The 23,828-nt window shown below is 38.5% G+C and carries 24 protein-coding genes, 1 tRNA gene and 2 pseudogenes; 7 read left to right on the top strand and 20 right to left on the bottom strand.

Going from position 1 to position 23,828, the window contains the following annotated elements:
- Window positions 1-300 precede the first annotated feature (300 nt).
- Window positions 301-1,047 (bottom strand): CopM family metallochaperone, encoded by a 747-nt coding sequence (gene copM / locus HSM_RS08925; RefSeq protein WP_012340846.1) that lies wholly within the window; start codon window positions 1,045-1,047, stop codon window positions 301-303.
- A 59-nt stretch (window positions 1,048-1,106) separates the two neighbouring features.
- Here copM and HSM_RS08930 point away from each other — a divergent pair, with 59 nt between their 5' ends.
- Both HSM_RS08930 and HSM_RS08935 read left to right on the top strand, forming a co-directional pair.
- Window positions 1,107-1,286, top strand: a complete 180-nt coding sequence (locus HSM_RS08930; RefSeq protein WP_010787307.1) for a hypothetical protein — start codon at window positions 1,107-1,109, stop codon at window positions 1,284-1,286.
- A 48-nt stretch (window positions 1,287-1,334) separates the two neighbouring features.
- Window positions 1,335-1,853: a diacylglycerol kinase catalytic domain-containing protein gene (locus HSM_RS08935; protein ID WP_006248869.1), complete on the top strand. Its 519-nt coding sequence runs from the start codon at window positions 1,335-1,337 to the stop codon at window positions 1,851-1,853.
- A gap of 2 nt (window positions 1,854-1,855) precedes the next feature.
- On the opposite strand, the gene tetR(H) is transcribed toward HSM_RS08935, so the two are convergent.
- Entirely contained in the window at window positions 1,856-2,479 is a 624-nt protein-coding gene (gene tetR(H), locus HSM_RS08940) for a tetracycline resistance transcriptional repressor TetR(H) (RefSeq protein ID WP_006248868.1), read from the bottom strand.
- Between the two features lie 91 nt (window positions 2,480-2,570).
- Between tetR(H) and tet(H) the strand changes: the two genes are divergently transcribed.
- Window positions 2,571-3,773, top strand: a complete 1,203-nt coding sequence (gene tet(H), locus HSM_RS08945) for a tetracycline efflux MFS transporter Tet(H) (RefSeq protein WP_006248867.1) — start codon at window positions 2,571-2,573, stop codon at window positions 3,771-3,773.
- Window positions 3,774-3,873: 100 nt separating this feature from the next.
- Here tet(H) and HSM_RS08950 read toward each other — a convergent pair whose 3' ends face one another.
- The 5 genes from HSM_RS08950 to HSM_RS08970 all read right to left on the bottom strand — a co-directional run bounded on the left by HSM_RS08950 (window position 3,874) and on the right by HSM_RS08970 (window position 7,193).
- Entirely contained in the window at window positions 3,874-4,206 is a 333-nt protein-coding gene (locus tag HSM_RS08950) for a DMT family transporter (protein WP_006248866.1), read from the bottom strand.
- 38 nt (window positions 4,207-4,244) lie between these two features.
- Complete coding sequence (locus HSM_RS08955) at window positions 4,245-4,694, bottom strand: MarR family winged helix-turn-helix transcriptional regulator (RefSeq protein ID WP_006248865.1); 450 nt, start codon at window positions 4,692-4,694, stop codon at window positions 4,245-4,247.
- A gap of 22 nt (window positions 4,695-4,716) precedes the next feature.
- Window positions 4,717-5,088, bottom strand: coding sequence for a DUF1304 domain-containing protein (locus HSM_RS08960; RefSeq protein ID WP_012340847.1), 372 nt, complete (start codon window positions 5,086-5,088; stop codon window positions 4,717-4,719).
- A 218-nt stretch (window positions 5,089-5,306) separates the two neighbouring features.
- On the bottom strand, window positions 5,307-6,407 hold the full coding sequence (locus HSM_RS08965) for an MBL fold metallo-hydrolase (protein WP_012340848.1): 1,101 nt from the start codon (window positions 6,405-6,407) through the stop codon (window positions 5,307-5,309).
- Between the two features lie 171 nt (window positions 6,408-6,578).
- Window positions 6,579-7,193 (bottom strand): cation diffusion facilitator family transporter, encoded by a 615-nt coding sequence (locus HSM_RS08970; protein ID WP_012340850.1) that lies wholly within the window; start codon window positions 7,191-7,193, stop codon window positions 6,579-6,581.
- Window positions 7,194-7,264: 71 nt separating this feature from the next.
- Between HSM_RS08970 and HSM_RS08975 the strand changes: the two genes are divergently transcribed.
- Both HSM_RS08975 and HSM_RS11205 read left to right on the top strand, forming a co-directional pair.
- Window positions 7,265-7,663 (top strand): Cd(II)/Pb(II)-responsive transcriptional regulator, encoded by a 399-nt coding sequence (locus HSM_RS08975; RefSeq protein ID WP_012340851.1) that lies wholly within the window; start codon window positions 7,265-7,267, stop codon window positions 7,661-7,663.
- A 14-nt stretch (window positions 7,664-7,677) separates the two neighbouring features.
- A pseudogene (locus HSM_RS11205) lies at window positions 7,678-8,037 on the top strand (arsenic resistance protein); the annotation flags it as partial.
- 52 nt (window positions 8,038-8,089) lie between these two features.
- On the opposite strand, the pseudogene HSM_RS08985 reads toward HSM_RS11205, so the two are convergent.
- From HSM_RS08985 to lptF, 12 genes and pseudogenes are all read right to left on the bottom strand, one after another.
- Window positions 8,090-8,716 (bottom strand): annotated as a pseudogene (locus tag HSM_RS08985) (zinc-dependent alcohol dehydrogenase family protein); the annotation flags it as partial.
- 574 nt (window positions 8,717-9,290) lie between these two features.
- Window positions 9,291-9,743, bottom strand: coding sequence for a single-stranded DNA-binding protein (ssb, locus tag HSM_RS08995; protein ID WP_012340854.1), 453 nt, complete (start codon window positions 9,741-9,743; stop codon window positions 9,291-9,293).
- Between the two features lie 333 nt (window positions 9,744-10,076).
- Window positions 10,077-10,562, bottom strand: a complete 486-nt coding sequence (locus tag HSM_RS09000; protein WP_012340855.1) for a DUF3158 family protein — start codon at window positions 10,560-10,562, stop codon at window positions 10,077-10,079.
- A gap of 8 nt (window positions 10,563-10,570) precedes the next feature.
- The gene (locus tag HSM_RS09005; protein ID WP_012340856.1) at window positions 10,571-11,329 is read right to left on the bottom strand and encodes a PFL_4669 family integrating conjugative element protein; all 759 of its coding nucleotides are present in this window, start codon (window positions 11,327-11,329) and stop codon (window positions 10,571-10,573) included.
- A 178-nt stretch (window positions 11,330-11,507) separates the two neighbouring features.
- A complete protein-coding gene (locus HSM_RS09010; RefSeq protein ID WP_012340857.1) occupies window positions 11,508-12,698 on the bottom strand; it encodes an STY4528 family pathogenicity island replication protein in 1,191 nt (396 codons plus the stop codon).
- Between the two features lie 158 nt (window positions 12,699-12,856).
- Window positions 12,857-13,414 carry a DUF2857 domain-containing protein gene (locus HSM_RS09015; protein ID WP_012340858.1) on the bottom strand — a complete coding sequence of 186 codons (558 nt, stop codon included), beginning with the start codon at window positions 13,412-13,414 and terminating at the stop codon, window positions 12,857-12,859.
- Window positions 13,407-15,053: a ParB family protein gene (locus HSM_RS09020; protein WP_012340859.1), complete on the bottom strand. Its 1,647-nt coding sequence runs from the start codon at window positions 15,051-15,053 to the stop codon at window positions 13,407-13,409. Before HSM_RS09020 ends, HSM_RS09015 begins: the two co-directional genes overlap by 8 nt.
- An 8-nt stretch (window positions 15,054-15,061) precedes the next feature.
- On the bottom strand, window positions 15,062-16,423 hold the full coding sequence (dnaB, locus tag HSM_RS09025; RefSeq protein WP_012340860.1) for a replicative DNA helicase: 1,362 nt from the start codon (window positions 16,421-16,423) through the stop codon (window positions 15,062-15,064).
- A gap of 11 nt (window positions 16,424-16,434) precedes the next feature.
- Window positions 16,435-17,259, bottom strand: a complete 825-nt coding sequence (locus HSM_RS09030) for a ParA family protein (protein ID WP_012340861.1) — start codon at window positions 17,257-17,259, stop codon at window positions 16,435-16,437.
- A 97-nt stretch (window positions 17,260-17,356) separates the two neighbouring features.
- Window positions 17,357-17,442 (bottom strand) — tRNA-Leu (locus tag HSM_RS09035).
- Between the two features lie 239 nt (window positions 17,443-17,681).
- A complete protein-coding gene (lptG, locus tag HSM_RS09040) occupies window positions 17,682-18,752 on the bottom strand; it encodes an LPS export ABC transporter permease LptG (RefSeq protein ID WP_012340862.1) in 1,071 nt (356 codons plus the stop codon).
- 12 nt (window positions 18,753-18,764) lie between these two features.
- Window positions 18,765-19,868, bottom strand: a complete 1,104-nt coding sequence (lptF, locus tag HSM_RS09045; protein ID WP_012340863.1) for an LPS export ABC transporter permease LptF — start codon at window positions 19,866-19,868, stop codon at window positions 18,765-18,767.
- 118 nt (window positions 19,869-19,986) lie between these two features.
- Between lptF and HSM_RS09050 the strand changes: the two genes are divergently transcribed.
- On the top strand, window positions 19,987-21,474 hold the full coding sequence (locus HSM_RS09050; protein ID WP_012340864.1) for a leucyl aminopeptidase: 1,488 nt from the start codon (window positions 19,987-19,989) through the stop codon (window positions 21,472-21,474).
- Between the two features lie 272 nt (window positions 21,475-21,746).
- Window positions 21,747-22,505: a DeoR/GlpR family transcriptional regulator gene (locus tag HSM_RS09055; RefSeq protein ID WP_012340865.1), complete on the top strand. Its 759-nt coding sequence runs from the start codon at window positions 21,747-21,749 to the stop codon at window positions 22,503-22,505.
- 49 nt (window positions 22,506-22,554) lie between these two features.
- Here the strand turns inward: HSM_RS09055 and glpC are convergent, their stop codons facing one another.
- Complete coding sequence (glpC, locus tag HSM_RS09060) at window positions 22,555-23,826, bottom strand: anaerobic glycerol-3-phosphate dehydrogenase subunit GlpC (protein WP_011608671.1); 1,272 nt, start codon at window positions 23,824-23,826, stop codon at window positions 22,555-22,557.
- Window positions 23,827-23,828: the final 2 nt, after the last annotated feature.

The following is a 23,828-nucleotide window of genomic DNA, read 5'->3' on the forward strand; positions in this document are numbered from 1 at the left end:
TCTCCTGTTGGGTTCATAGGGTCATCACCGGTCGTTTACCGAAAAAGCAGGTACGGATTGGGCCGGTCAGAATGACGGTTTTTTTCAGGCTGCCTGCAAATACCGATGCCGTCTGAAAAAGCAGAAGGTTCAGAACATCGCTTGCCGATGTGTCCGACAAGTCGGCATCATCATTTCCTTGGGGCTTGTTTTAAAGGTTGCCTGAAAACCCCAAATGCCGTCTGAAAAAGCCTTAAACCTGTTTTCAGACGACCTCAAAAGCACCGCTTTATCAAAAGCGGTGTTTTTGCCTTATTGCCCCTACTGTTTTAACCAGTCTTGCATCAGCTTGATTTCAGGTTCTTGGGCTTTGATGATGTCTTGAGCGAGCTTTTTCATTTTTTCGTCTTTGCCGAACTGTAATTGCACTTTTGCCATCTCGACCGCCCCTTGATGATGCGGAATCATTGCTTTGGCAAAGGCAACATCAGGGTTTGGCTCATTGATTGCCGCCATCATCGCCTCGTGGTGCGCCTTGCCTGCGGCATAGGCCTTGGCGTGCGGGGCTTGCGGGTTTTGGGTTGCGGTATCTTTACCCGCCAGCCAAGCGTTCATCAGGTCGATTTCACTTTGTTGTCCATCAATAATCGCTTGGGCAAGTTTTCTCATTGTTTCGTCTTTGCCAAATTCAAGCTGTACTTTTGCCATCTCAACTGCTCCGATATGGTGCGGAATCATACCTTTGGCAAAAGCGGTATCAGCATCAGCAAGATTGCCCGCTTTGCTCATCTCATCGCCCATCTTGTTCATCATTGCAAGATAGGCTTGGGTATGGGGCGGAGCATTTTGAGTGTCCATCGCCATAGCAGAGTGGTTCATATGGGCGTGGTTCATCTCTGCGTGCCCGTTTTGGTTATTTGGGCTGTCGTGGGTGGTTTGGGTGTGGTTATTGTCGCCTACCATCGAGTGCGTCGGCACTTCGTTTTTGCCGTCGGCACAAGCGGTTAAAGTCGCCAAAATAAGGGCAAGGGCAGATAATTGTACGGCACGGTTTTTAAACATTTTCATTACAGTTTTCCTTATCAAAATGGGATTTGGCAAACATTGGGCAAACATAAGTCCGCCCAATGTTTTTAGCTAATCAATTACTTGCAATCACAATCGCCACAAGTGCAGTTTTGACAAATGCACGGCTCGCCATTTTGGCAGTTGCATTTTGGATTGCAATTTTGCCCTGTGCAAGATTGGCAACCGCAGTGGGCGTTTGGGTTTTTGATGATGTCGTTCATAACAATTCTCCAAATTAAAGGTTGATTATCAAAACAAAAACCGTTTTTAAACCCATTAATAAAAAAATGCCATTTAAAACGGTCACTTTTGCACAAGCAACAACCAATGATGGTCAATCCTTATTAGCGGTTAATGACTTATTTATTGGCCCTAAAAGCCACACTTCCGCACAGTATATTTTGCAATGGAATGGCGCTGAAGAAGTGCAATCTTCATCAGGCATTATTGTATCAACAGGATTGGGATCAACGGGGTGGTTTCAATCTATTCTTGCTGGTGCGATGGCAATTACAGGAGAAGCTTCGCACCCTCTATTACAAGGCTTTAGCTGGAGTGATCGAAAGCTACAATTTAGTGTAAGAGAGCCATTTCCAAGTAGAACAACAGGTGTTGCACTGACTTTTGGCACTATTGAGCCTGACTCACCACTGCAATTAGGATCTTTGATGCCAGAGAATGGCGTAATTTTCTCTGATGGCATCGAAGATGACTATTTACAATTTAATGCAGGTTGTATTGCTCACATTGGTATCGCTGACATACAAGGGCAACTAATTAGCCAAAAAGGGCGTCAGCGAATTTAGATTTATTTAGCGCTCTTTAATACTGTTTCAAGTCCAGAGATCATCACATCAAGGACAAACAAAAATGCAGCATCACCATTATCACTATCCATAATTGCAACGGCTTGGGTTAATAATGGCGGATAGGCAACAGTATCCGTCTCTACTTTTTCACGCTCTTTTTGGCTTTCTTGATGCTCTTGAGTTTCCAGTACGGAGCCTAATGTAAAATGCGCAATAGAGCTTAATGCATACACGGCTTGAGATAGACTAAACCCAGCATCACACAAAAACTGTAGTTGCTGTTCTGATGTCTCAAATTGACTTTCAGAGGGGCGTGTTCCCGCATGAATTTTGCCACCATCACGATACATTAATAAGGCTTGGCGGAAGCTTTTCGCGTTATTTCGCAAAAAGTCCTGCCATGTTTCATTCGGCAATGGCAAAACATGATGATGGTGCTTTTGCAAAATAGTTTCTGCTAATGCATCTAACAAAGCGCGTTTATTTTTTACATGCCAATACAATGTGGGTTGTTCCACACCTATTTTTTGCGCCAGCTTACGCGTTGTTAATCCTTCAATACCAACTTCATTAAGTAAAATCAACGCATTATCAATAACTTGTTCTTTATCTAGCTTTGCCATTACCTACCTCAAAATAAAATAGCCTTGACAATCTATCACTGATAGAGATATATTACACCCACTCTATCACTGATAGATTTTTAGGATCTCAATGAATAAATCAATTATTATTATACTGCTGATCACCGTATTAGATGCCATTGGTATCGGGCTTATCATGCCAGTACTCCCTACTCTATTAAATGAATTTGTCAGTGAAAATTCACTGGCAACCCATTACGGTGTGCTATTAGCGCTCTATGCTACCATGCAGGTTATTTTTGCTCCTATTCTAGGACGACTGTCTGATAAATACGGCAGAAAACCCATCTTGCTGTTTTCCCTTTTAGGCGCGGCACTCGACTATCTTTTAATGGCATTCTCAACCACACTTTGGATGCTCTATATTGGGCGCATCATTGCGGGGATCACAGGCGCAACAGGTGCCGTATGTGCATCAGCGATGAGTGATGTGACTCCCGCTAAAAATCGAACTCGCTATTTTGGTTTCTTAGGTGGTGCTTTTGGTGTTGGCCTTATTATCGGCCCAATGCTAGGGGGATTATTAGGTGATATCAGTGCTCATATGCCATTTATTTTTGCCGCTATTTCACACTCGATATTATTAATACTCTCTTTGCTCTTTTTCCGAGAAACACAAAAAAGAGAAGCGCTTGTTGCCAATAGGACACCTGAAAACCAAACTGCCTCAAATACAGTCACTGTTTTTTTTAAGAAAAGCCTCTACTTTTGGTTAGCAACCTATTTTATTATCCAGCTTATCGGGCAAATTCCTGCCACCATCTGGGTGCTGTTTACACAATATCGTTTTGATTGGAACACAACTTCTATCGGTATGTCTTTGGCGGTTCTGGGTGTATTACATATTTTCTTTCAGGCGATTGTCGCTGGGAAATTGGCACAAAAATGGGGCGAAAAAACCACCATTATGATCAGTATGTCTATTGATATGATGGGCTGTTTATTATTAGCGTGGATAGGCCACGTTTGGGTCATCTTACCAGCATTAATTTGCTTAGCGGCAGGAGGTATGGGGCAACCCGCATTACAAGGTTATTTATCAAAATCTGTCGATGATAATGCGCAAGGGAAATTACAAGGTACTCTGGTGAGCCTAACCAATATTACCGGGATCATTGGTCCCCTTTTATTTGCCTTTATTTATAGTTATAGCGTCGCTTATTGGGATGGTCTGTTATGGCTGATGGGGGCAATACTTTATGCTATGTTGCTTATTACCGCTTATTTTCACCAAAGAAAAACCACACCTAAAGCTGTTATTTCAACCCCTTAATACTAGAAATTATAAAGATCATAAAAGTCCTGTCCGCTCTTAATAACGTTGATAGGACTTTATTTTTATCGCTTGAATTTTCCCCCAAGCGGTGTTTTTTTTAATGCCCACCCATTTTGGACAGCGTATTCATCATTATCACACCTGCCAAAATCAAGCCAATGCTCGCAATTCCCCAAAAATCGACCTTTTCGCCAAACACCACCACGCCCACAATCGCCGTCAAAACCAAGCCCACGCCAGACCAAATCGCATACGCCATTCCCAAAGGAATGCTTTTTAACGCCAATGACAGCAAATAGAACGCCAAGCCAAAACCCAGCACAAAACCAATAGATGGCAAAGGCTTGGTAAAGCCTTGCGATAGTTTTAACATCGTTGAGCCAAACACTTCGCTAACAATGGCAATGCCCAATAATACAGACCAATGCATCATAAGCTCCCAATTTTTATCAACGCCATTTGGCGTAGTTACTGATTTATACGATTGATGAAAGTGTTCATTTGCTCATTAAATAACCGCTCCAAAATGGCAAATTCATCAATTAACTTTTCTAGTTGCTCAATACCAAAACTTTGGGCGGTGTTATTTTCTATTCCCAATAATGGAGCGATGATACTTTTGGCATAATTTTCGCCTGTGTCGGTTAGGCTTAATAATTTGGCTCGTTTGTCGCTGGGATTATCCTGCATTTCTACAAAAGATTGATTGATAAGATTTTTGCAAATGGTATGTACCGTTTGTTTGGGCAATGCCCATTCATCACAAATGTCTTTTTGGGTTAAGGATTTTTTGTGATAAAAACTGTATAAAATAAACATTTCGCTTAATAGCACGGTTTGGGTTTTGGCATAGCTTTCAAAGGTGCTATCAAGGCTTGCGGTGAGTTCGGCAAGGCGGGCGAGTTGGGTTTGGTTCATTATTATCTACCTACAAAAATCATTATTGACTTAAACATAAAATAAGGATTGCCAATAATGCAGGCAAGCCTTGTTTTATTAAAATGGCTTTATTGGAAGTATAAGCACCCCAAAGCCCTGCAATAAGCACAAAACTTAAAAATAAAATACTCGCTTGAAATTGTACTATTTGCGGAGCAATAAAATACGCCCACAATAATCCAGTTGCCAAAAAACCATTATAAAGCCCTTGATTGCTAAATAAAGTTTGTACCTGTTTTTGTGCCATAAAATCATAAGATAAACCAAAACTTTTTTTGGCAAGTCGGCTTGGTATCATAAACATTTCTAAAATCATAATAAAAAAATGTTCCAATATGACCACCAAAACCAAAAATGTTGCAAGAAATTTCATAATTGACCTTATCATAGACATTGCAAAAATATTTACGAGCCAATCATCAATATCAGTGCAAATGAATTAAATTGGGAAAATTAAAATTAGTCCTAAAAATTACTAATTTCACATATTATAGTCGATTTTAGGACTAATAGCAAGGTTTTTGACAGTTTTTTGGGGCTTAAAACAAAAAACACCGCTTTTATTTCTGCAAGCGGTGTTTTTATTATCCACTATTCCACCCCTTCCCACCATTTTTCAAACTTGGGATTGTCATCAAGGTAGAATACTTCGCCTATTTTAGGAGTAAAAAGCGGTAAATTTTCTTGTTGGGCGGATTGGCTTAATAATACCATCGGTTCATTCCAAGCGTGTTTGGCAAGGATAAATTTACTATTATGCACCGCCAATAATTTTTTGGGATTTAAATCTTTGACCGCTTGAATGAAATCGTTAGGCAAAAAATGAATATTCGCCCAGTCTTTATCATATTGCCCATTTTCCATAATCGCCACATCAATATTAGGAAATTGCTTGGCAATGTCTTTAAAAAACACATCATAACCGCTATCGCCACCGATATAAATGGTTTTATTGCCCGCTTGTAACATAAATGATGCCCACAGCGTTTGATTTTGTTTTAAAGCACGCCCTGATGAATGGCGAGTGGGCAAGGCGGTAATGTTTAATTCGCCCAATTTAATCGCCTGATACCAATCCAATTCAACAAGCTGATTGGGCGAAAATCCCCAGCGTTCAAAATGTTCGCCGTTGCCAAGCCCTGTAATTACTTGCCCAATCCTATCTTTCATTGGTTTAATCGTGTCATAATCCAAATGGTCATAATGGTCGTGGGTAATAATCAGATAATCCACTTTTGGCATATCATCGGGCGTATAAATATCCGCCCCTTTAAATGGTTTTCCCCCAAAAGGCAGGGGCGTTGCCGATACCAAAACAGGGTCAATCAAATAAGTTTTTTGATTTAAATGTAGCAAATAAGACGAATGTCCAAGCCAAACAAAATAATCTTTATTTTTGGGTAAAGTATTTAAATCGGTTTTAATGGACGGTATGGGCGATTTTGGGGCGACATTTTTATCTTTTTCAAATAAAAAACGGTATAAACCTTTGATAATAGAACTCTCGCCTGTCCAAGTGGGCGTGTCGGATAAATTATGAAATTGACCGTTTTTATAATGTGGTGAAGTTTGAATTTTGGCAAGGCGTTCGCCTGTTGGGTTTGCCCCAAATAAGGGTAATTGCAAATACGCCACGACAACAAGCACCAAAACGGTGATGATGATTAAAAAACCGATAAACATTTTTTTCATTAAATTTTCTCAAAAATTGACTGGCTATTCTAGCATTTTGGGCGGTGTGTTTCTTGCCTAATTGGATTAAAAATTTGTCTAATTGGATAATTTTTCAGGCAGCCTGAAAATATTTTGCAAAATTTAAAAATAAAAACACCGCTTGAACATCAATCCAAACGGTGTTTTAAATTAACTGACTTTTAATTCCGCCCAAGCCCTTTTGATGATTTCTTGACTGGCTTGTAATGCCAAAAATGCCAAAACAAACGCCACAATTAAATCAGGATATTTTGATTGAAAAAAATAAACTGCCATACCCGCCAAAATTACCGCCACATTACCAATCGCATCGTTTCGGGAACACACCCACACACTGCGGACATTGCTGTCGCCATCACGAAATTTTAATAATATCAACACTGCCGACACATTGACCAATAACGCCAAAAATCCGACAATGCTCATTTCAGAATAACTGGGCATTTCCCCATAAAACACACGATAAATGGTCGTCATTAAAATAAATAAACCAAAACCGCCCATCGTTAGCCCCTTAACCATAGATGCTTTGGCTCGGTAACTTAACGCCATTGGCAAAACAATCAAACTTATCAAATAATTGGCACTGTCGCCCAAGAAATCCAAACTGTCCGACAACAGCGAAGTTGAACCCGATTTAACCCCCATCACAATTTCCACAAAAAACATTGATAAATTTAATATCAAGACAATCCACAAGGCTTTTTTGTACTTGGGCGATTGATGAATGGGCTGATTTGAACCACAACAATTTTGGCACGCCATTTTTTTGCTCCTGTTTTAAGATGAAATTTGCTATACTATAAACTCCGTAGTCATTACAGGGTCAAGCCAAAATGTCAAAATTTTTTAAAATAAAACAAGCCAGTGAACAAACAGGCGTACATTTGGAAACCATTCGTTATTATGAAAAACAAGGCTTAATCGCCCCCACACATCAACAAAATGGCTATCGTGTGTTTGATGAAAATCAGTTAGAACAATTACGCTTTATTAAAACTTGCCGTAATATCGGTTTTTCTTTAAGTAACATCAAAACGCTGTTGCAATTACAACAAACGCCCAACAAACAATGCAATGAAATCAATGCACTTGCCGAGCAACATTTGGCATATTTGGACGAACAAATCACAGAACTACAACAAGTTAAAACTTTTTTAATGCAATTTGTGGGTTGTGAAAATAAAACGGTTGATAAGTGTCAGATTATTCAAGGTATTAAAGAAAAAGAATAGCGGAATATTTTTCAGGCAGCCTGAAACCTTTTTCCATTATGGGTTTGATTTTGACGGTGGTGTTGCTGTTTGCCTTTCAAGCCCAAACCATTATTGCCAATCCCTTGATTATTTTGCTGATTGCCATTCCCTTGCTGGCACAGACTTACGGCATTTTTGTCTTGGCTCACGTTTTGGCAAAATAGCTCAAATTACCACACGAAATTTCCGCCCCTGAGTGCTTGATTGGCACGAGTAATTTTTTTGAATTGGCGGTGGCGATTTCTTTGTTCGGTTTGCACTCGGGGGTGGCATTGGCAACGGAGGTCGGTGTGCTGGTGGAAGTGCCTGTGATGCTCTCGCTAGTGTGGTGGCTTAATCGGCAGGTAAAATAACGATGTGCCGTCTGAAACTTATTTTTCAGACGGCATATTTACCTTAAAACAATCAAACCTTTACCAAAATCTTCCCAATCTGTGCATTGCTTTCCATATAACGGTGAGCTTCCGCCATTTCATCAAAAGCAAAAACTTTGTCAATTTCTGGTTTTAATTGACCGCTTGCTAAGCCGTCAAACACGAATTTTTTCGCTTGAGCGAGTTTTTCTGGTACGGTAGTGATTTCAAACAATTCATAGCCTCGCACGGTTAAGTGTTTGCCTAAAATTGGGAACACAGGCACGGCGATATCATCGTGGCTTAATGCACCGTAGATGATGTATTTGCCGTCTTGTGTCATTGCGTTGATAATTTTTGCTGCTTCTTTGCCACCCACAGGGTCGAACACTAAATTCACGCCTTTGCCGTTTGTAATTTCTAGTAATTTAGCCGTAACGTCATCTTCTTTGGTGGCAATCACAAAATCCGCCCCTTTCTGTAAAAGCACATCGCCTTTGGCGTGCGTGCGAGACAGAGCAATCACGTTTGCCCCTTGCATTTTGGCGATTTGAATGGCGGCAATGCCTACCGAGCTGGTCGCTCCGCCCAATACAACAAAATCGCCTTTTTGCACCTTGCCAAATTCAATCAAACCGCCGTATGCGGTTACAAACATCATCCAACTTGCCGCAGCTTGATAGAAATAATATGTATTCTGAAAGCGTTGTTAGTCTATTATATTGATGACTAAGAGATACGGCAGAATAAATATCAATAAATTGAGTCCTACCTTTCATTAACACACTTTTTTTGTATTGATTACATTCTTTTGCTTTTTTACATTTATTCTCATATGCCGAATAAGAGATTCTAATTGGTTTTCTGTTAAGAGTACTTTGTTATGAATTAGATCACTAATAACAAGATTATTCTGTTTTTCCCAATTCATTATCCACTGTATAGTTCCCAGCTTATTTCTAATTGTGTTTACTGCGGATTGATTACGTAGTTCCACAGTTACCCATAAGGTTGAATAAAAATCAGGAATACCAGTTTTAACATTAACCAATATAGGAAAACGTTCTCCATTTGAAAAAAAGGACTGTTTCTAATCTATACATATTCATTTAATTTACAAAAATATCATATATAAATACTATCAAATTAAAGATGTTGTGTCGAAATTAATGTAAAAAAAGAGAACCCTTTTAAAATAAAGGGTTCTCTATATTTATATGGGTTTTATTTTACAGTTTTAAATTATATGTAACTCAGAACGGAATATCATCATCAAAGTTATCCATTGGTAAATCTTGTGGATGTGTTGCTTTTGGAGATTGGCTCATAGCTTGATAGTTAGATTGTTGTCCATCTACGCTATTTGTAGCATTACGGCTATCTAACATTTGTAATAGTTCACCTTGGATTTCGGTTGTATAACGCTCTTGCCCGTTTTGGTCTTGCCACTTACGTGTCCGTAATTTTCCTTCGATATAAATTTTAGAGCCTTTACGTAGGTACTGACCACAAATTTCAGCATAACGGCGATAAAAAACGATACGATGCCATTCAGTGACTTCTCGACGTTCTCCGGTATTTTTATCCGTCCAACTTTCAGAAGTTGCCACACTAATATTAGCAACTGCTTCACCATTAGGCATAGTCCGCATTTCAGGATCGTTGCCAAGATTACCGACAATAATCACTTTATTGATTCCTGCCATCGTATTTACTCCTTCAATAAATTAAGTTAGTTCTATTAAACTTGATTCAGCCTAAGAAAAAAGTATTTAATTAAAATTTGGTTAGAGTGAATTTTTCATTTTTACGTGTGCAATCACTTATTCCTCCGTTGTAAAGGCTTTTTCTTCGTGAAGGTAAGGGGCTTGTACCCTTACCTTTAAAAGGCCTTTTAATGCAGGATTTACAAACTGCACTTTTTCAGGTATTACAAACTTGAATATGTCCTAATTAACGGACTGTTTGTTTTACCACGTCAGCCCACCGTGGTTGGCGTTTACACACAACCAATATAGGAGTTATTATATATAAATTTACTACGAATTTAAGTCTGATTTCGCAACGGCATTATCTACCTCTTTCAACTTTTCAGCACAATCTGCCAACTGTCGCAAAATATGATTAAACACCGAAATCTGCATATTAATCAAAATCCTGTCTTTTTCTACTGCGACAACTTTTTTCCTCACCTCCACTGGGACAGACTTATCATCTACAATCGGCTGCCAAACTGTGCCACCGGTTCTGGCATTTTGCATACTACGCCAGCGTAAAAATGTACCGCCTGAGGATGAGGCCTTATCCTTAATCATATAAACAGCCAAAGGTGAAAGATCCTGCCGCACAGACTGCACCATACTATCCTGTGCAGCCATAAAATAAGCCCGAGCTTGAGTGAACTGTTCTTGCAAAAGTTCATAGTCTGAGCCAGTGTCAAAATGGCTAAATAGCTGTTTCAGAGAAGTATTCAGCCCAGAATCTTTGACTAATTGCCGATAAATTTCATCAGAGATGAGGTTCATATCACTCCTTATTTTTGAGATTCATTTGTCTGTGCCGTGATATGGGTTTCTACGGATTGCTCTTCTTCAACAGTAGTGTTTTGCTTGATGAAGGGAGCAAACTCAGCACGATGCTCACCGGTAAGTACAGCATCTGAGAGTGTATAGCCCATTCGTTTTATCGCAGCTTGATAGCGAGCATTCTTTTCTTGATAGTCCCGACGAGTGATTCCTGAACTCTTATAACGCTCAACGATCCCAAAACATTTCCGGATTAACCTTGCACCAGCTTCAATCCAATCTTGAGCTTCTGCACGATTGATAATCGCAATATGAGCTGCCGTCATTACTGAACGGCAAAGGCTATCAAAATCACCAAGTAAGTAGAGTAATTGATACCCTAGCTGTGAATTAACATAAATCGGGTAAGAAATCGGGGAAATATTGGCACAGCGTTCAATAGAAATTCCCTCCGGCAACATTTTGGCGTAGAGCGTGACAATGTCGTTGGTGAGCTTTTGGATTTCCTTCCGATAATTGATCACACTTTCTTCAAATTGAATCAGATAATCGTCAGCATAAGGATCATCTTCTGATGCAGCCCGTTGAATTTGGGTTAGCATTGCAAAGCAATTTGGTACGCTGATAATGGAGGATTGAGTTACTTTGCCTTCCTCATTACGAATCATTGGTCGCCCCACCCATAATTTATGGGCATATTGGGTATGTAACGTAAAAGTGATCTCACTACGAAGTGGACCAAGTTGAGGATCTAATTGAGTGGTCATATATGCTCCTTGTTTATTTGATTATTTTTTAGTCTTTGGAAAGGGGCTTTCCATTGTCTGTTTTTTAATCTTTGCAGACACTGCCTACGCTGTTTATTTTTTATCCATTGTGTACCTGGTACACACTGATTATTTTTCACTCACTATTAAGCCCCTTAACAGTGATTGTTTTTTAATCTTATTGTAAAAGTAATTCAGCTCTAAACTTCTGCATACGACTAGCCATTTGCTCTCTGTCTGCTGAAGTTAAGACCGGTTTCTCAGTAGGCTGCTCAGTCAGTTTTTGTATAGAATGAGCAGAATTATTGTTAGCCTGATTCTGTGAGGGAAGATTTTTTCCTAATTCAAAATAGTAGGGTTTAAATTCACCCTGCTTCGCCCGCTGGATAAGCGTATAGAGATAACCTTTCGGTTTTTTCACATCCTGCTTTTGAATAATGCGTTGTTGTGCTTCCAACAAAATAGCTTGGCATAAACCGAGGTCTAATCCCTTCATTGCCTGTGCAGTAAGTTTTTGTTCAAGTGAAGTTAATGGGATTTCTTGTGGCCAAGTAATTTCGCTCGGTTCCCCAGTACAGTACTTATTAATATATAAAGTACGGTACTGTACATCTGACTTCCCTAATGGAAGTAAGTCTAAAATCAATGACTTATCTTCATTTTTAGCCCTAACTCCCTTATTGGAAGTCTGGTTTTTAGAGGATTTTTTCCTGACTTCCTCATCAAAATCCCTAACTTCCATAGTGGAAGTTAGGATGTTTTGTTGAATTTTGCTTAATTCTTGTTCTGTTTGCGATGGCTGTTTATCTTTCACCAGCTGCTGTTGCTGGTATATCTGATAACGACTTTGTAAACAGTCTAAATGAGAGACATAGTGCCATTTGGTTTTGTCTGTTATTAGACTTTCAACAATATGATTTGCCACACCATTAATAAGGCTATCTTTATGTTTGGTGCATTTATCTAAAAAAGAGAGATAGTCGCTATTTAATTGAATTGCATCTAAAATTGGCACAGGTTCATCATGTAGGATATAAACATTACCTTGTACATAACCTCGCTCATCACGCACTGTTTCACATAAAGTAAGCCAGCGAGTAAGACGGAGTAAATAGAGTGTTTGAGTCACGACTTTTTCCGATAATTTAGCCTCCGCATAAGGTCTATCGGATAACATTTTGCTGAGCGTCTCATAAGAGGGAAATAATCCTCCTTGAAAGGCTTGAACATTGCACTTAATGAGCTGCCAAGCAAACTTTGCTCTTGGTGTAAGGCAGGGATCTTGTAATAATCGAGTAGGGACTGTTTCGTGTTGGTTGCCAAAAAATAGCAATCCATGCTCTGTTGGCTTATTCGTGCTGCTAAACATTGTTTCTCTCCACCAGGATAAAAGAGTTTTTCTCTTGCTATTCTCTCTCCTATGGCTATAATGCACGGGACTTCTGCAAAGTCCTTGTAATTCATAAGATAGAGATACAAGACTCAATATCGAATGCCCCAAAGCTCCAACTTCGGGGCATTTATTTTTTACTTATGTTTTGAATACCATTCGGAAACCAGTTTCCAAACAACCGTTAGATTCATATTGCCTTCCTCAGCAATCAGACACAGAAGCTCTAATCCTTCTTGTGAATCTAGGATTTCCATTCGTTGTTTGTATCTTTGCCAAATTTCCCAAATATGGGTAGATTCTTCATCACTTGCTGCCGCTTTTCGTCCCATTTTTTCTTCGATACCGAGTAATTGACGGCGAGCCGAGACTTCAGAGGTTGATAAACCAAAATACTGGTGCAACATTTCAATAGAGGCTCCGAGCAATAATGCTCGGTCAATAATTTGTCGCTGTTGAGTATTGGCTTGTGCAATAGCCAGTAATTTCCAAAAGGTTTCGTGATTAATCTCCACCTTAGCAAAAGAGACAACGGAGTTGCTAATATCCATAATTTCATCAATACTGAGATTATTGATCGCTTTTAGTTGCTCCTCAGAAAATCCCATTTTTAGACAAGGATGGATATTTCCCTCTTTAATATTGAGCAGGGCGTTACCAATCAATGCTTCATTTACGGTAATCGGCTTAATCATTTTCTCCTCCTTGTTGGCGAATATGGCGACTGACCCGAATGAGACGGAAAATTTTGACTAAGGTAAGATCATCAAGCTCAAACAGGAATTTGGAATCTAAGACACAGCTATTTTCATCTTTATGTTCAGCAGTCTGTAACATTGAGAGGAATGAGTAGAGTGTTAAAGCAGACGGTGAAAGTTCAGTATCTGCCGGTTTCATTGCATAAGTGTAATCCACTGGTTGTTTCACAATATGTTCAACCAGATGGTCAATGCCCATACTTTCGGCAATATCTAAGGCCAGTGAGTAGGCCTCTGAGCGATATTGACGTGCGGGGTGAATCAACCAAATATCTTCAACCGGTTGGCGACCTTCACAAGCAAAAGTCAGTCCATTCGCTTCAGCTCGTTGCTCTCGCTGTTCTTGAATACTCATTCCCGGAGTGAGTCCAAAGTTATGGGCAATTTGGGATAGATAATCTTCTTGATTATCTTGGTTATCGAGCAATGAAGAGCCAAGCTGAGATAAATCAGTAATAGCGTTATTCTGCTCATCATCACTTTCGTTATCATCAATTACCTCATCAATAATATGTTGAGCTTTTTGGGGAGTAACGGCTTTATTTTCATTTTTGATGAGAGGTTCAGATTTTGCAGTTTGTTGTTCCTGTCTGGTATTGATTTGATCGACTGTTTTTTCAACTAAATTATCAATTTCTTGTTGTTTAGCCGCTATTTTTTTGAATTTTTGTTCATCTAAGTCAATATCCAGATAAAGTGTTTCAAAACTCACTTTACCCTCTAAAGCTTCAACCATTGCCGTAATCAATTCACTTTGGAATTCTTTTGCTTGAAATGGTGTAGCCTCATTAAATTTGGATAAATTTTCTGACCAGAGCGATTCAAAAGTAACATCAGTATCAAATTGATGGGCTGCCCATACCTCTTCAGCATTATTACGAATAGCTAATAGTTTATCGATCTGTGTATGACCAAGACCACTAAAAAGAACTTCTGGTATATGTGGATATAAGTAATTAACACAACGTTCCATTTTAAGAATGAGAGCATGAGAGATAATATATCCATCATTTTCTAACTCAGAAGATAACTCTCTCGAAGAAAGAGACTTACCTAATTTTTTCTCGTAATACTCCTTCGCCTGCAAAATCCCCAATGCTTTTTCAATAAATGACAAATCCGCACGGGTATCATTTTCAATCAAATGCCCGATAAGTAAATTGAGTTCAGCTTCGACACTGTCGGCAGTATCACCTTGCCAAGGTTTATATTGACAACTGATGGACCAAAATTTTGGATCTTTGGTCTCGGTAAAGAGCTCCTTGAGTGCCTGAATACGAGTATTACCACCGTCAGCGATAATATAGAAATCTTCTCCCGGACGACGGGTGATATTCGGCTTATGATCTAACCCTCGACGACGAATAGACTCTTTGATCATCTCAAAGTTAGGGTTACGGGTTTTCCGAGGGTTATGCTCATACGGACGCAACTTATCCAGTGTTACTGTAATATATTCAACATCGCTACTGTAATGCGTTGGTGTGGCTGTTTGGTAGGATGGAGCCGTATTTGAAATAGGTGAAACATTTAATCCTTTTGCTATCGCTGCCAGTCTTTTTTCATCTTTTGTCATAATCTATCCTAATGCGTTGTGTTTGTTCTGTTTTCAAATAGGGCAAATTCACTTCTGAAATTCGTCATTACGGAAGTAAGTGGTCCGTTTCTTTGCTTGCCGATAATGATTTCAGCAGTGCCTTTAAACGGAGAATCCGCATCATAAACTTCATCTCGGTAGATGAATAAAATGACATCGGCATCTTGCTCAAGTGAGCCGGATTCCCGTAAATCAGAGTTGATCGGGCGTTTATTGGCACGTTGTTCCACAGACCGGTTCAGCTGAGAGAGGGCATAAACCGGACAATCCATCTCTTTTGCCAGTAATTTGAGTGAACGAGAGATGTTGGCAATTTCTAAATTGCGATTTTCATAACGTTGCGAGGTTTGCATTAACTGAATGTAATCAATGAAAATAGCTGCCGGTTTGCCATATTTACGAGCATTTTGTCGAACTTTAGTGCGTAATTTTTGAGGCGTGAGACTACCTTCATCATCAATAACTAAACGATTTTTCCAATGTTCTAGGATATAGCCCATTGCTGAGGTTAGTTTTGACCATTCCTCATCATCCAAACTGTCTGCCTGTCTAATATTTTGCAATCCCACTCTGGCACGCATAGCTAGAAAACGTTGTAAAATCTGATCTGCCGGCATTTCCATGCTGTGATAGAACACAGGAGCCGACTCGAATTTTTTAAGTGTATGGTAAGCGATAGTTTGAGAAAATGCGGTTTTTCCCATAGAAGGGCGGGCACCAATCACGATTAAATCGCCTGGCTGTCCACCTGTTGTCGCTTCGTCAATACCTTGAATACCAGTTGGAGTACCTGTCACAGGATCTCCATTTTTAGCCGAGAGTTCCATACGAGAGAGCATATTGGCAAAAATATCACTTAAATCTGCTGCAGATTTTGTATTATCTGATAGGCTAAACTCAGTAATTTTTTTCTCAATGTCATCAACAACAGCTTCAAACTTATCTGGCGTTTTCGCACTCTGTGTCTGATCAACAATAAACTGCCCCAGTTTTAAAAGCTGTCGCTGTTTACTATATAAGAGAACGATATCCGTATAAGCGTGGATATTAGCTGTAGATGGAGTGTTTTTGACTATTTCTGCAAGATAAGCAAATCCGCCCAAATCCTCGATCACTTTTTTCTGGGTAAGGTATTGATCCAATGTCAATATATCTGCTGGTTTACCGGCTTCAATCAATTCGGAAATATGCTTAAACAGTAGACGGTGAGTAAAATTATAAAAATCCCCCTCATTGATTTTGCTACTCACTTCATCAAAGAGTTCATTATCCAAGAGTAATCCACCGATTACTGAAAATTCAGCCTCTATAGAATGCGGCTGTACAAGTGATTTATTTAAGCTAGACATACATTCTCCCTCTATGCTGAGAAGTGAGAGTTTGCAAACTGTGGCATCAGTAACGCACAAAGCTGACTGATCGTTTCATATTCAGCTTGGCTCTGACGATAGACCGGTTTTGAAAAAGTTGCCGCTTCACGATATGCCACGCGGTCAGGTACCGAAAATTCCAGCAATGTTTTGTTTTCATCAAACTCATTTTGGAAGAGAGTATGAAGGTAGTCGGAAACCAATTTGACATCTTTAGTGTGATCAACACAGTTAATCATCGCTTTCAGCGGTGGTAGGGTAAAGCCAAATGCCGTAAAGGTTTCGAGGTCTTGATACATTCCAATCGTGCCACGAATAAACTCCTTAGCAGATAAAATGTGGGGAAGAATAGGACAGAATAAAACATCTGCTGCCAATACAGACATATCGACAGTAATATCTCTGGTACCACGAGTGTCAATAATGATGACATCATAACCTTCAATTTTCTGGAGCAGTAAACTAAAACGTAATGCACCGTCAGGTGAATCTCTCAGCATTGGGCTGATTTTATTTGACGGGTCATTAGACTGGATCAAGTCAAGATTTGGGATAGTCGTTCTAGAAATAATGTGGGTAGGATCTACATCTTTAAAATGCAGAAATTCGTAAGTTCCACCGGGAGCTTGATATTCCAACTCATAATAAGAGCTTAATGTGGGTTGGGTATCGGTATCAATAAGAAGGGTTCTTAGACCGTGTTCTGCACAGAATGCACCAATGTTAGCAGCATTCGTACTCTTGGCAGAGCCACCTTTAGTTGAAGCAATAGTAATGGTAAAAGGTTTGTTTGTACCGTTTTGTAATGGTTTCATAATTTACTCTCTTAACAAGGGTTAAGGAGTATTGGCCATTAATACGGTGTATTTGAATTGATTATTTGAAAGAGAGAAACTACAAGTGTGATTCAAATGGTGCCTGAGGTCGGACTCGAACCGACACGGTTATTCACCAACGGATTTTGAATCCGTCATGTCTACCAATTTCATCACTCAGGCTAAGAGTGCTTTTTATTCAATCGCCTGTATGTCCTATCAGTTTACGCATAAGATTTTGAATCCGCTACGTCTACCAATTTCGTCACACTGGCTGTGTGCTTTATTGCTCGACATTATACGTTTATAAACTTACCTTGCAAGTGGTAATTTAATATTTTGGTTTATTTGTTTTAATTTTCAACAAAGTTACCTCAACCGCACTTTACAAAAATATTTTATAGTAAAGTGCGGTTGTTTTTTTACTCTCTTTTTCTATTAAGAAGCCACCAAATGAGAATCATAAAAAGTAAACTTGGAATGAGGGCTGCAAGTACAATTGGTATATCATACAGAAGGCTTAATCGCCCTAAAATTTCGTTGATAACATAAAATAGAAACCCAAAAAAAATACCTGTTACAATCCTTGCTCCTGCAGTAACACTGCGTAAAGATCCGAAAATAAAAGAAAGTGCCAACAACATCATCACCGCAACAGAGACCGGTTGAAAGACTTTTTGCCAAAAAGTAAGTTCAAAACGTTTAGCATCTTGTCCCGTTTCTTTCATGAATTTAATATAGTTGTATAATCCGGTCATAGACAACGACGTTGGACGCAAAGAAGCTATCCCCAGCTTATCGGGTGTTAACGTTGTACTCCAATTATCTTTCAAGCGATTAATCGTTTTAATTTCATCAGCAAAAATTTGTGATTGATTAATTCCGCTTAATTTCCATTTACCATGTTCAAAACTTGCTTGGTTCGCATGTGTAACTTGTTTCAATTGACGCTTATCATCAAAACTATAAATATAGATATCATTCAAGCTAATATCATTAGTAATACGACCAACATAGATAAAATCATTACCATCTTTTGCCCAAATACTATTTTTTACTGAAAGCATGGAGCCTCCGGAAATTGCTTTTGCACGCATATCTCTGGCAAAGTGTTCCGTCTGTGGAATACCCCATTCGCCAATAATCATTGTGATAAGCATCAATGGCAATGCGGTTTTCATCACGGCTAAACCGATTCTAAAGCGAGAAAATCCAGCAGATTGAATCACAATAAGTTCACTACGACTTGCAAGGTTACCAAGTGCAATAAGTGATCCTAATAATGCAGCCATAGGAAAAAATGTTTCTATATCTTTTGGCATAGTTAATAAAGTAAACAGTGTTGCCTGAATAACATCGTAAGTTCCTTTTCCAATACTACGAAATTGTTCAACAAATTTAATAATCGCTGATAAACCCACCAACATCAGCAATGTCGCCAAAATAGTACCTAAAATATTTTTTCCAATATAGCGGTCTAAGGTATTCATCATCATTATTCCTGATTACCTTTTACTTGAATTAAAGTTAAATAAATAACGTATTTTATACATAAAAACACTATTCCAACTGTTCAATAAAACAGCTAAAAATAAAAAGAAAATACTGACTAACGGCATAAAAATATGTGCTTCAATTTTACCGGAAGCCCCCGCTGATTTTAATGAACTTTGTAACAAGAAATAAATTAAATACAATAAAAGTGCGGGCAAAATCTTAGCAAACCGCCCTTGTCTCGGATTGACTCGGCTGAGCGGTACTGCAATAAGTGCCATAATCGGAACAGCAAAAATTAAGGTCAAACGCCAATGCAATTCCGCCTTAGCTGCAGGTGATTTAGAATTAATTAATTCCTTTAGGCTTAAAATTTCCGTTTCAGATGTATCCTTATCTGTTGTCTTATAATCTAAATAGGCTTGATACTGGTCAAAATGCGTGATACGAAAGTCAGGTAAAAGTGCGCTTCCTTCAACTCGCTGACTATTTTCTAGACTAAGAACTTGATCGCCATTGGGTAACGCCTTCAACTGACCGGTTTCAGCTACCGTTACGGAAGGCTTCTGATTTTTTTTATTTTCCATTTGGAAAACATAAATATCTTGAATTTGATTGTTTTTTATTTCATTGATAAATAGCACAACATCAGTATTTCCGACATTAACAAATTGTCCCGACGCTAAAGCCCCCATTGTTGGATTTGCTTTTGCATCATCAATAAGTTGAATTTGTTTTTGCATTGCCCAAGGGGATAGATAAAACACATTATAGGTTGCCAATCCTGCTGTCAATAAAGATAAAATTAACGCAACACCAACAAGAATACGCTGACCAACACCACAAGCCCGCATGACGGTAATTTCGCTTTCTGCATATAAACGTCCAAATGTCAGCAATATAGCAATAAATAAGCAAAGGGGAAATATAAGTTGTGCCATCGTCGGCATACCCAAGCTAAGCAAAGCAAAAACCAAATCAGCCGGAATTTTACCAACAGATGCAGAACCTAATACACGCACAAGTTGTTGACTAAAAAAAAGCAGTAAAAGAATAGATAAGATTGCAATTTGGCTTCTAAAAACTTCTTTGGTTAAATATCGAATTAATATCACTGAATTACCTATATTTCTCTTGCAATTTTAAAAAAAAGCAGTAATTTACGAAATCACATACATGGCGATGTATGATAACGTATTTTTTTATTGAAAACAGTAAATTCGTGAGGATTACATGAAATATAGTGCAAAAAATACCGCACTTTCTCAAATTGACAGCAACATTATTTTAGCCGTATTTGAGGACGGAGAACTTTCTCCGACAGCAATGCAATTTGACCAACTCAGTCAAGGCTACCTAACTCGCTTAATTCAAGTAGGTGAAGTTAGCGGAAAACAGGGACAAGTTCTTATTTTACGGGATATACCGAATTGCCAAGCACAACGTATTTTTATCGTAGGGTGCGGTAAAAAAGATAAAATAACAGAACGTCAATATAAACAGATTATTCAAAAAACAATTCAAACGATTCTTGAGACTCAAGCAAGTGAAGTTGTGAGCTTTCTAAATGAAATTGAACTCAAAAATCGTGATATTCATTGGAATATTCGTTTTGCAATTGAAACCATTGAAGCAAGTCATTATCAATTTGATACTTTCAAAAGTAAAAAAACTGATGCAAGTTTAGTATTGGATAGATTTATTTTTAATGTGCCAACCGAATTACAACAAAATGCACTACAAGCAATTAGTTACGCACAAGCTATTGCATTAGGAGTCAAATATGCAAAAGATATTGCCAATTGCCCGCCTAATGTTTGCAACCCAACTTATCTTGCCGAACAAGCACAATCCCTCGCTAAACACTCAAACTTGATTAACGTGCAAGTTTTGGGTGAAAAAGAAATGGCAGAATTGAACATGTTCTCGTATTTAGCTGTTTCGCAAGGAAGTGCTAACGAAGCAAAAATGTCGGTGATTGAATATCGTAATCACCCCGATAAAAATGCCAAACCTATTGTTTTAGTTGGAAAAGGTTTAACCTTTGATGCCGGCGGTATTTCATTAAAACCCGCTGATAGCATGGACGAGATGAAATATGATATGTGCGGTGCGGCTTCTGTATTTGGTGTTATGTACGCTCTTGCAACATTACAATTACCCTTAAATGTAATTGGTGTATTGGCTGGTTGTGAAAATTTGCCGGACGGAAATTCATATCGACCGGGAGATATTTTAACCACTATGTCAGGATTAACCGTCGAAGTTTTAAATACTGATGCGGAAGGACGTTTAGTTTTATGTGACGCACTCACTTATGTTGAGCGATTTAACCCTGAGTTGGTCATTGATGTAGCAACACTAACAGGTGCTTGTGTAGTGGCATTAGGTCAACATAACAGTGGCTTAATCGCAACAGATGGAAAACTTGCTGAAAAATTATTAAATGCGGCAGAAGAAACGACCGATAAAGCTTGGCGTTTACCTTTAAGCGAAGAGTATCAGGAACAGTTAAAATCTAATTTTGCTGATTTAGCTAATATTGGTGGACGTTGGGGTGGAGCCATTACCGCCGGTGCATTTTTAGCTAACTTTACGAAAAATTATCCTTGGGCTCATTTAGATATTGCAGGAACTGCCTGGTTACAAGGTACAAACAAAGGTGCAACGGGACGACCGGTAAGTTTACTAACGCAATTCTTAATTAATCAATCTAAATAACTGCAAAAGTGAGAGTTTCTCTTTTAGAATATGAGTATCAAAATTCAATCTAAACAAAAGGAGACTCTCATTTTTTATTCCACTGATCCATTTGGCTGAGATTTCCACCGCACTTACCTTCTATCTATCGCCATCATTACTTAACTAATACAACTAATCCAGAATTTTATTAAACTTTGATCTATAAAATTTCAGTATAAAAGATGATTTTATGAATGAAATGAGCTAAAGTAGCCGAGTTTTTTAGCAAGGATGATTTTTAAGGATACCTCATGAAACAATCTCTGCGTCATAAAAAGATAATTGAATTAATAAAACAGAAAGGCTATTTGAGTACGGAGGAATTGGTTAACATTCTTAACGTTAGCCCTCAAACTATTAGGAGAGATTTAAATGAACTGGCGGAAAATAATCTGATTACACGTCATCACGGTGGAGCTACTTCACTTTCAACATCAGAGAACAGTGATTATAGTGAACGTCAACATTTCTTCTCGTCTGAAAAACGGCGTATTGGTCAAGAGGTGGCAAAAATTATTCCTAACGGTTCATCTTTATTCATTGATATTGGTACAACACCGGAAGCTGTTGCTAAAGCATTATTGGATCATCAAAACTTAAGAATTGTTACAAATAATCTTAACGCAGCCTATATTTTGATGCAAAACAAAACATTTGATATTACGATGGCTAGCGGATCTTTGCGTCAAGATGGAGGTATTATTGGTGAAGCGACAATTGCATTTATCGGACAATTCCGTTTGGATTTCGGAATATTAGGTATCAGCAGTATTGATTTGGACGGTTCTTTATTGGATTACGATTATCATGAAGTGCAAGTGAAACGTGCAATTATGGAAGGCTCAAGAAATACTATTTTAGTAACAGATCATTCCAAATTTACTCGCCGAGCAATGGTATATTTAGGTTCGTTAACAGAAGTAGACTATTTGTTTACAGACACCACACCACCTGACTCCATGCTTAGCCTTATTCATTCAAGCAATGTAAAACTGCATATTTGTCAATAGAATTTTTATCAATAGAGATGTGTAGAAGATTTTATCTTCTACACAATAATCAATTTAATGCCCTCGCCAATAAACTGACAGGGTGTAAACAAGAAGCACTTGTTGACATATCAATTTGCCATTTGCAAGTTTCACATTCAGTGATGACATAATCGAAACAACCTTGTTCAATAACCTCAAATAAACTTTTTCCGATGGCCTGTGAAGTCTGATAGTTTTCAGATTTAAAGCCATATGTTCCAGCAATACCGCAACATTGAGACGGTAAAATAGTAACATCAAGATCCGGTATTTGTTTAAGCAATGCCAACGTATAAGGTGCCCACCCCGCTTTTTCTACATGGCAGGCGGTATGATAGGCAACTTTAAGAGGTGTAGACTTAAAGTGCGGTATTTTTCCATCAAGATATAGTCGGTAAAGATATTTGGTTGCAATATTGACATGAGGACGAATTCTCGCATTATCCATCCCCAAAATATGATGATATTCATCACGTAAGTTCATTGTACAACTTGAAGATGTACCAATAATATCCAATGCTTTTTCTTGAATCACCCGTTCAATTTGTTTAATGTTAAACTCTGCTTGTTTTTTAGCCTTTTCAGGAAAACCGTTCACCATGAGCGGCAAACCGCAACATTTTTCTTTTTCAAGCAAAATCACGCCAATATCAATCGAATTAAGTACTTTAATGAGATCTTTACCAAGTTGAGGATAATTATAATTTACATAACAACCGTGATAATACACTATCTTATCCCGAAAATAGATCTGACGGTCAAGAGCATATTTTTTATACCATTGACGGAACGAACCGAATGAATATTTTGGTAAAGTGCGGTGCTTACTGACCTTAAGGGTTTTATCTAAAACATATCGGGTTGCTTTTAATCCAGTAATCGCATTTACAATCGGAGCAAAAGGTGTATTCATTTTACCCATGATATCCGTATTACTTAATACAGCATCACGTAATTTATGTATTGGTGATTTATGTTGTTGGTCAAGATATTTATTTCTAGCACGAATGATAATATCACCAATTTTAACGTCTGACGGACAAGCAACCTCACAACGTTTACAATTGATACAATATTTTAATGCTTCATCATAAAGTGCCGCACTTTTTAAGCGTAACCGTTCACCGTCCGGTCCCGCCTGTTTAGGTCCGGGATAGAAAGGATTTTGACGAGAAACAGGGCAAACCACAGTACAAGCAGTACATTTTATACAGCTCTCAAAACTTTCATCGGTATGGTGCTGAGTAATAGGAAAAGCAGCATGCTGTTTTGCATTTTCAATGAGTTGTTGAATATTCATAT

This window comes from Histophilus somni 2336, from assembly GCF_000019405.1.
GTDB classification, from domain to species: Bacteria; Pseudomonadota; Gammaproteobacteria; order Enterobacterales; family Pasteurellaceae; genus Histophilus; species Histophilus somni.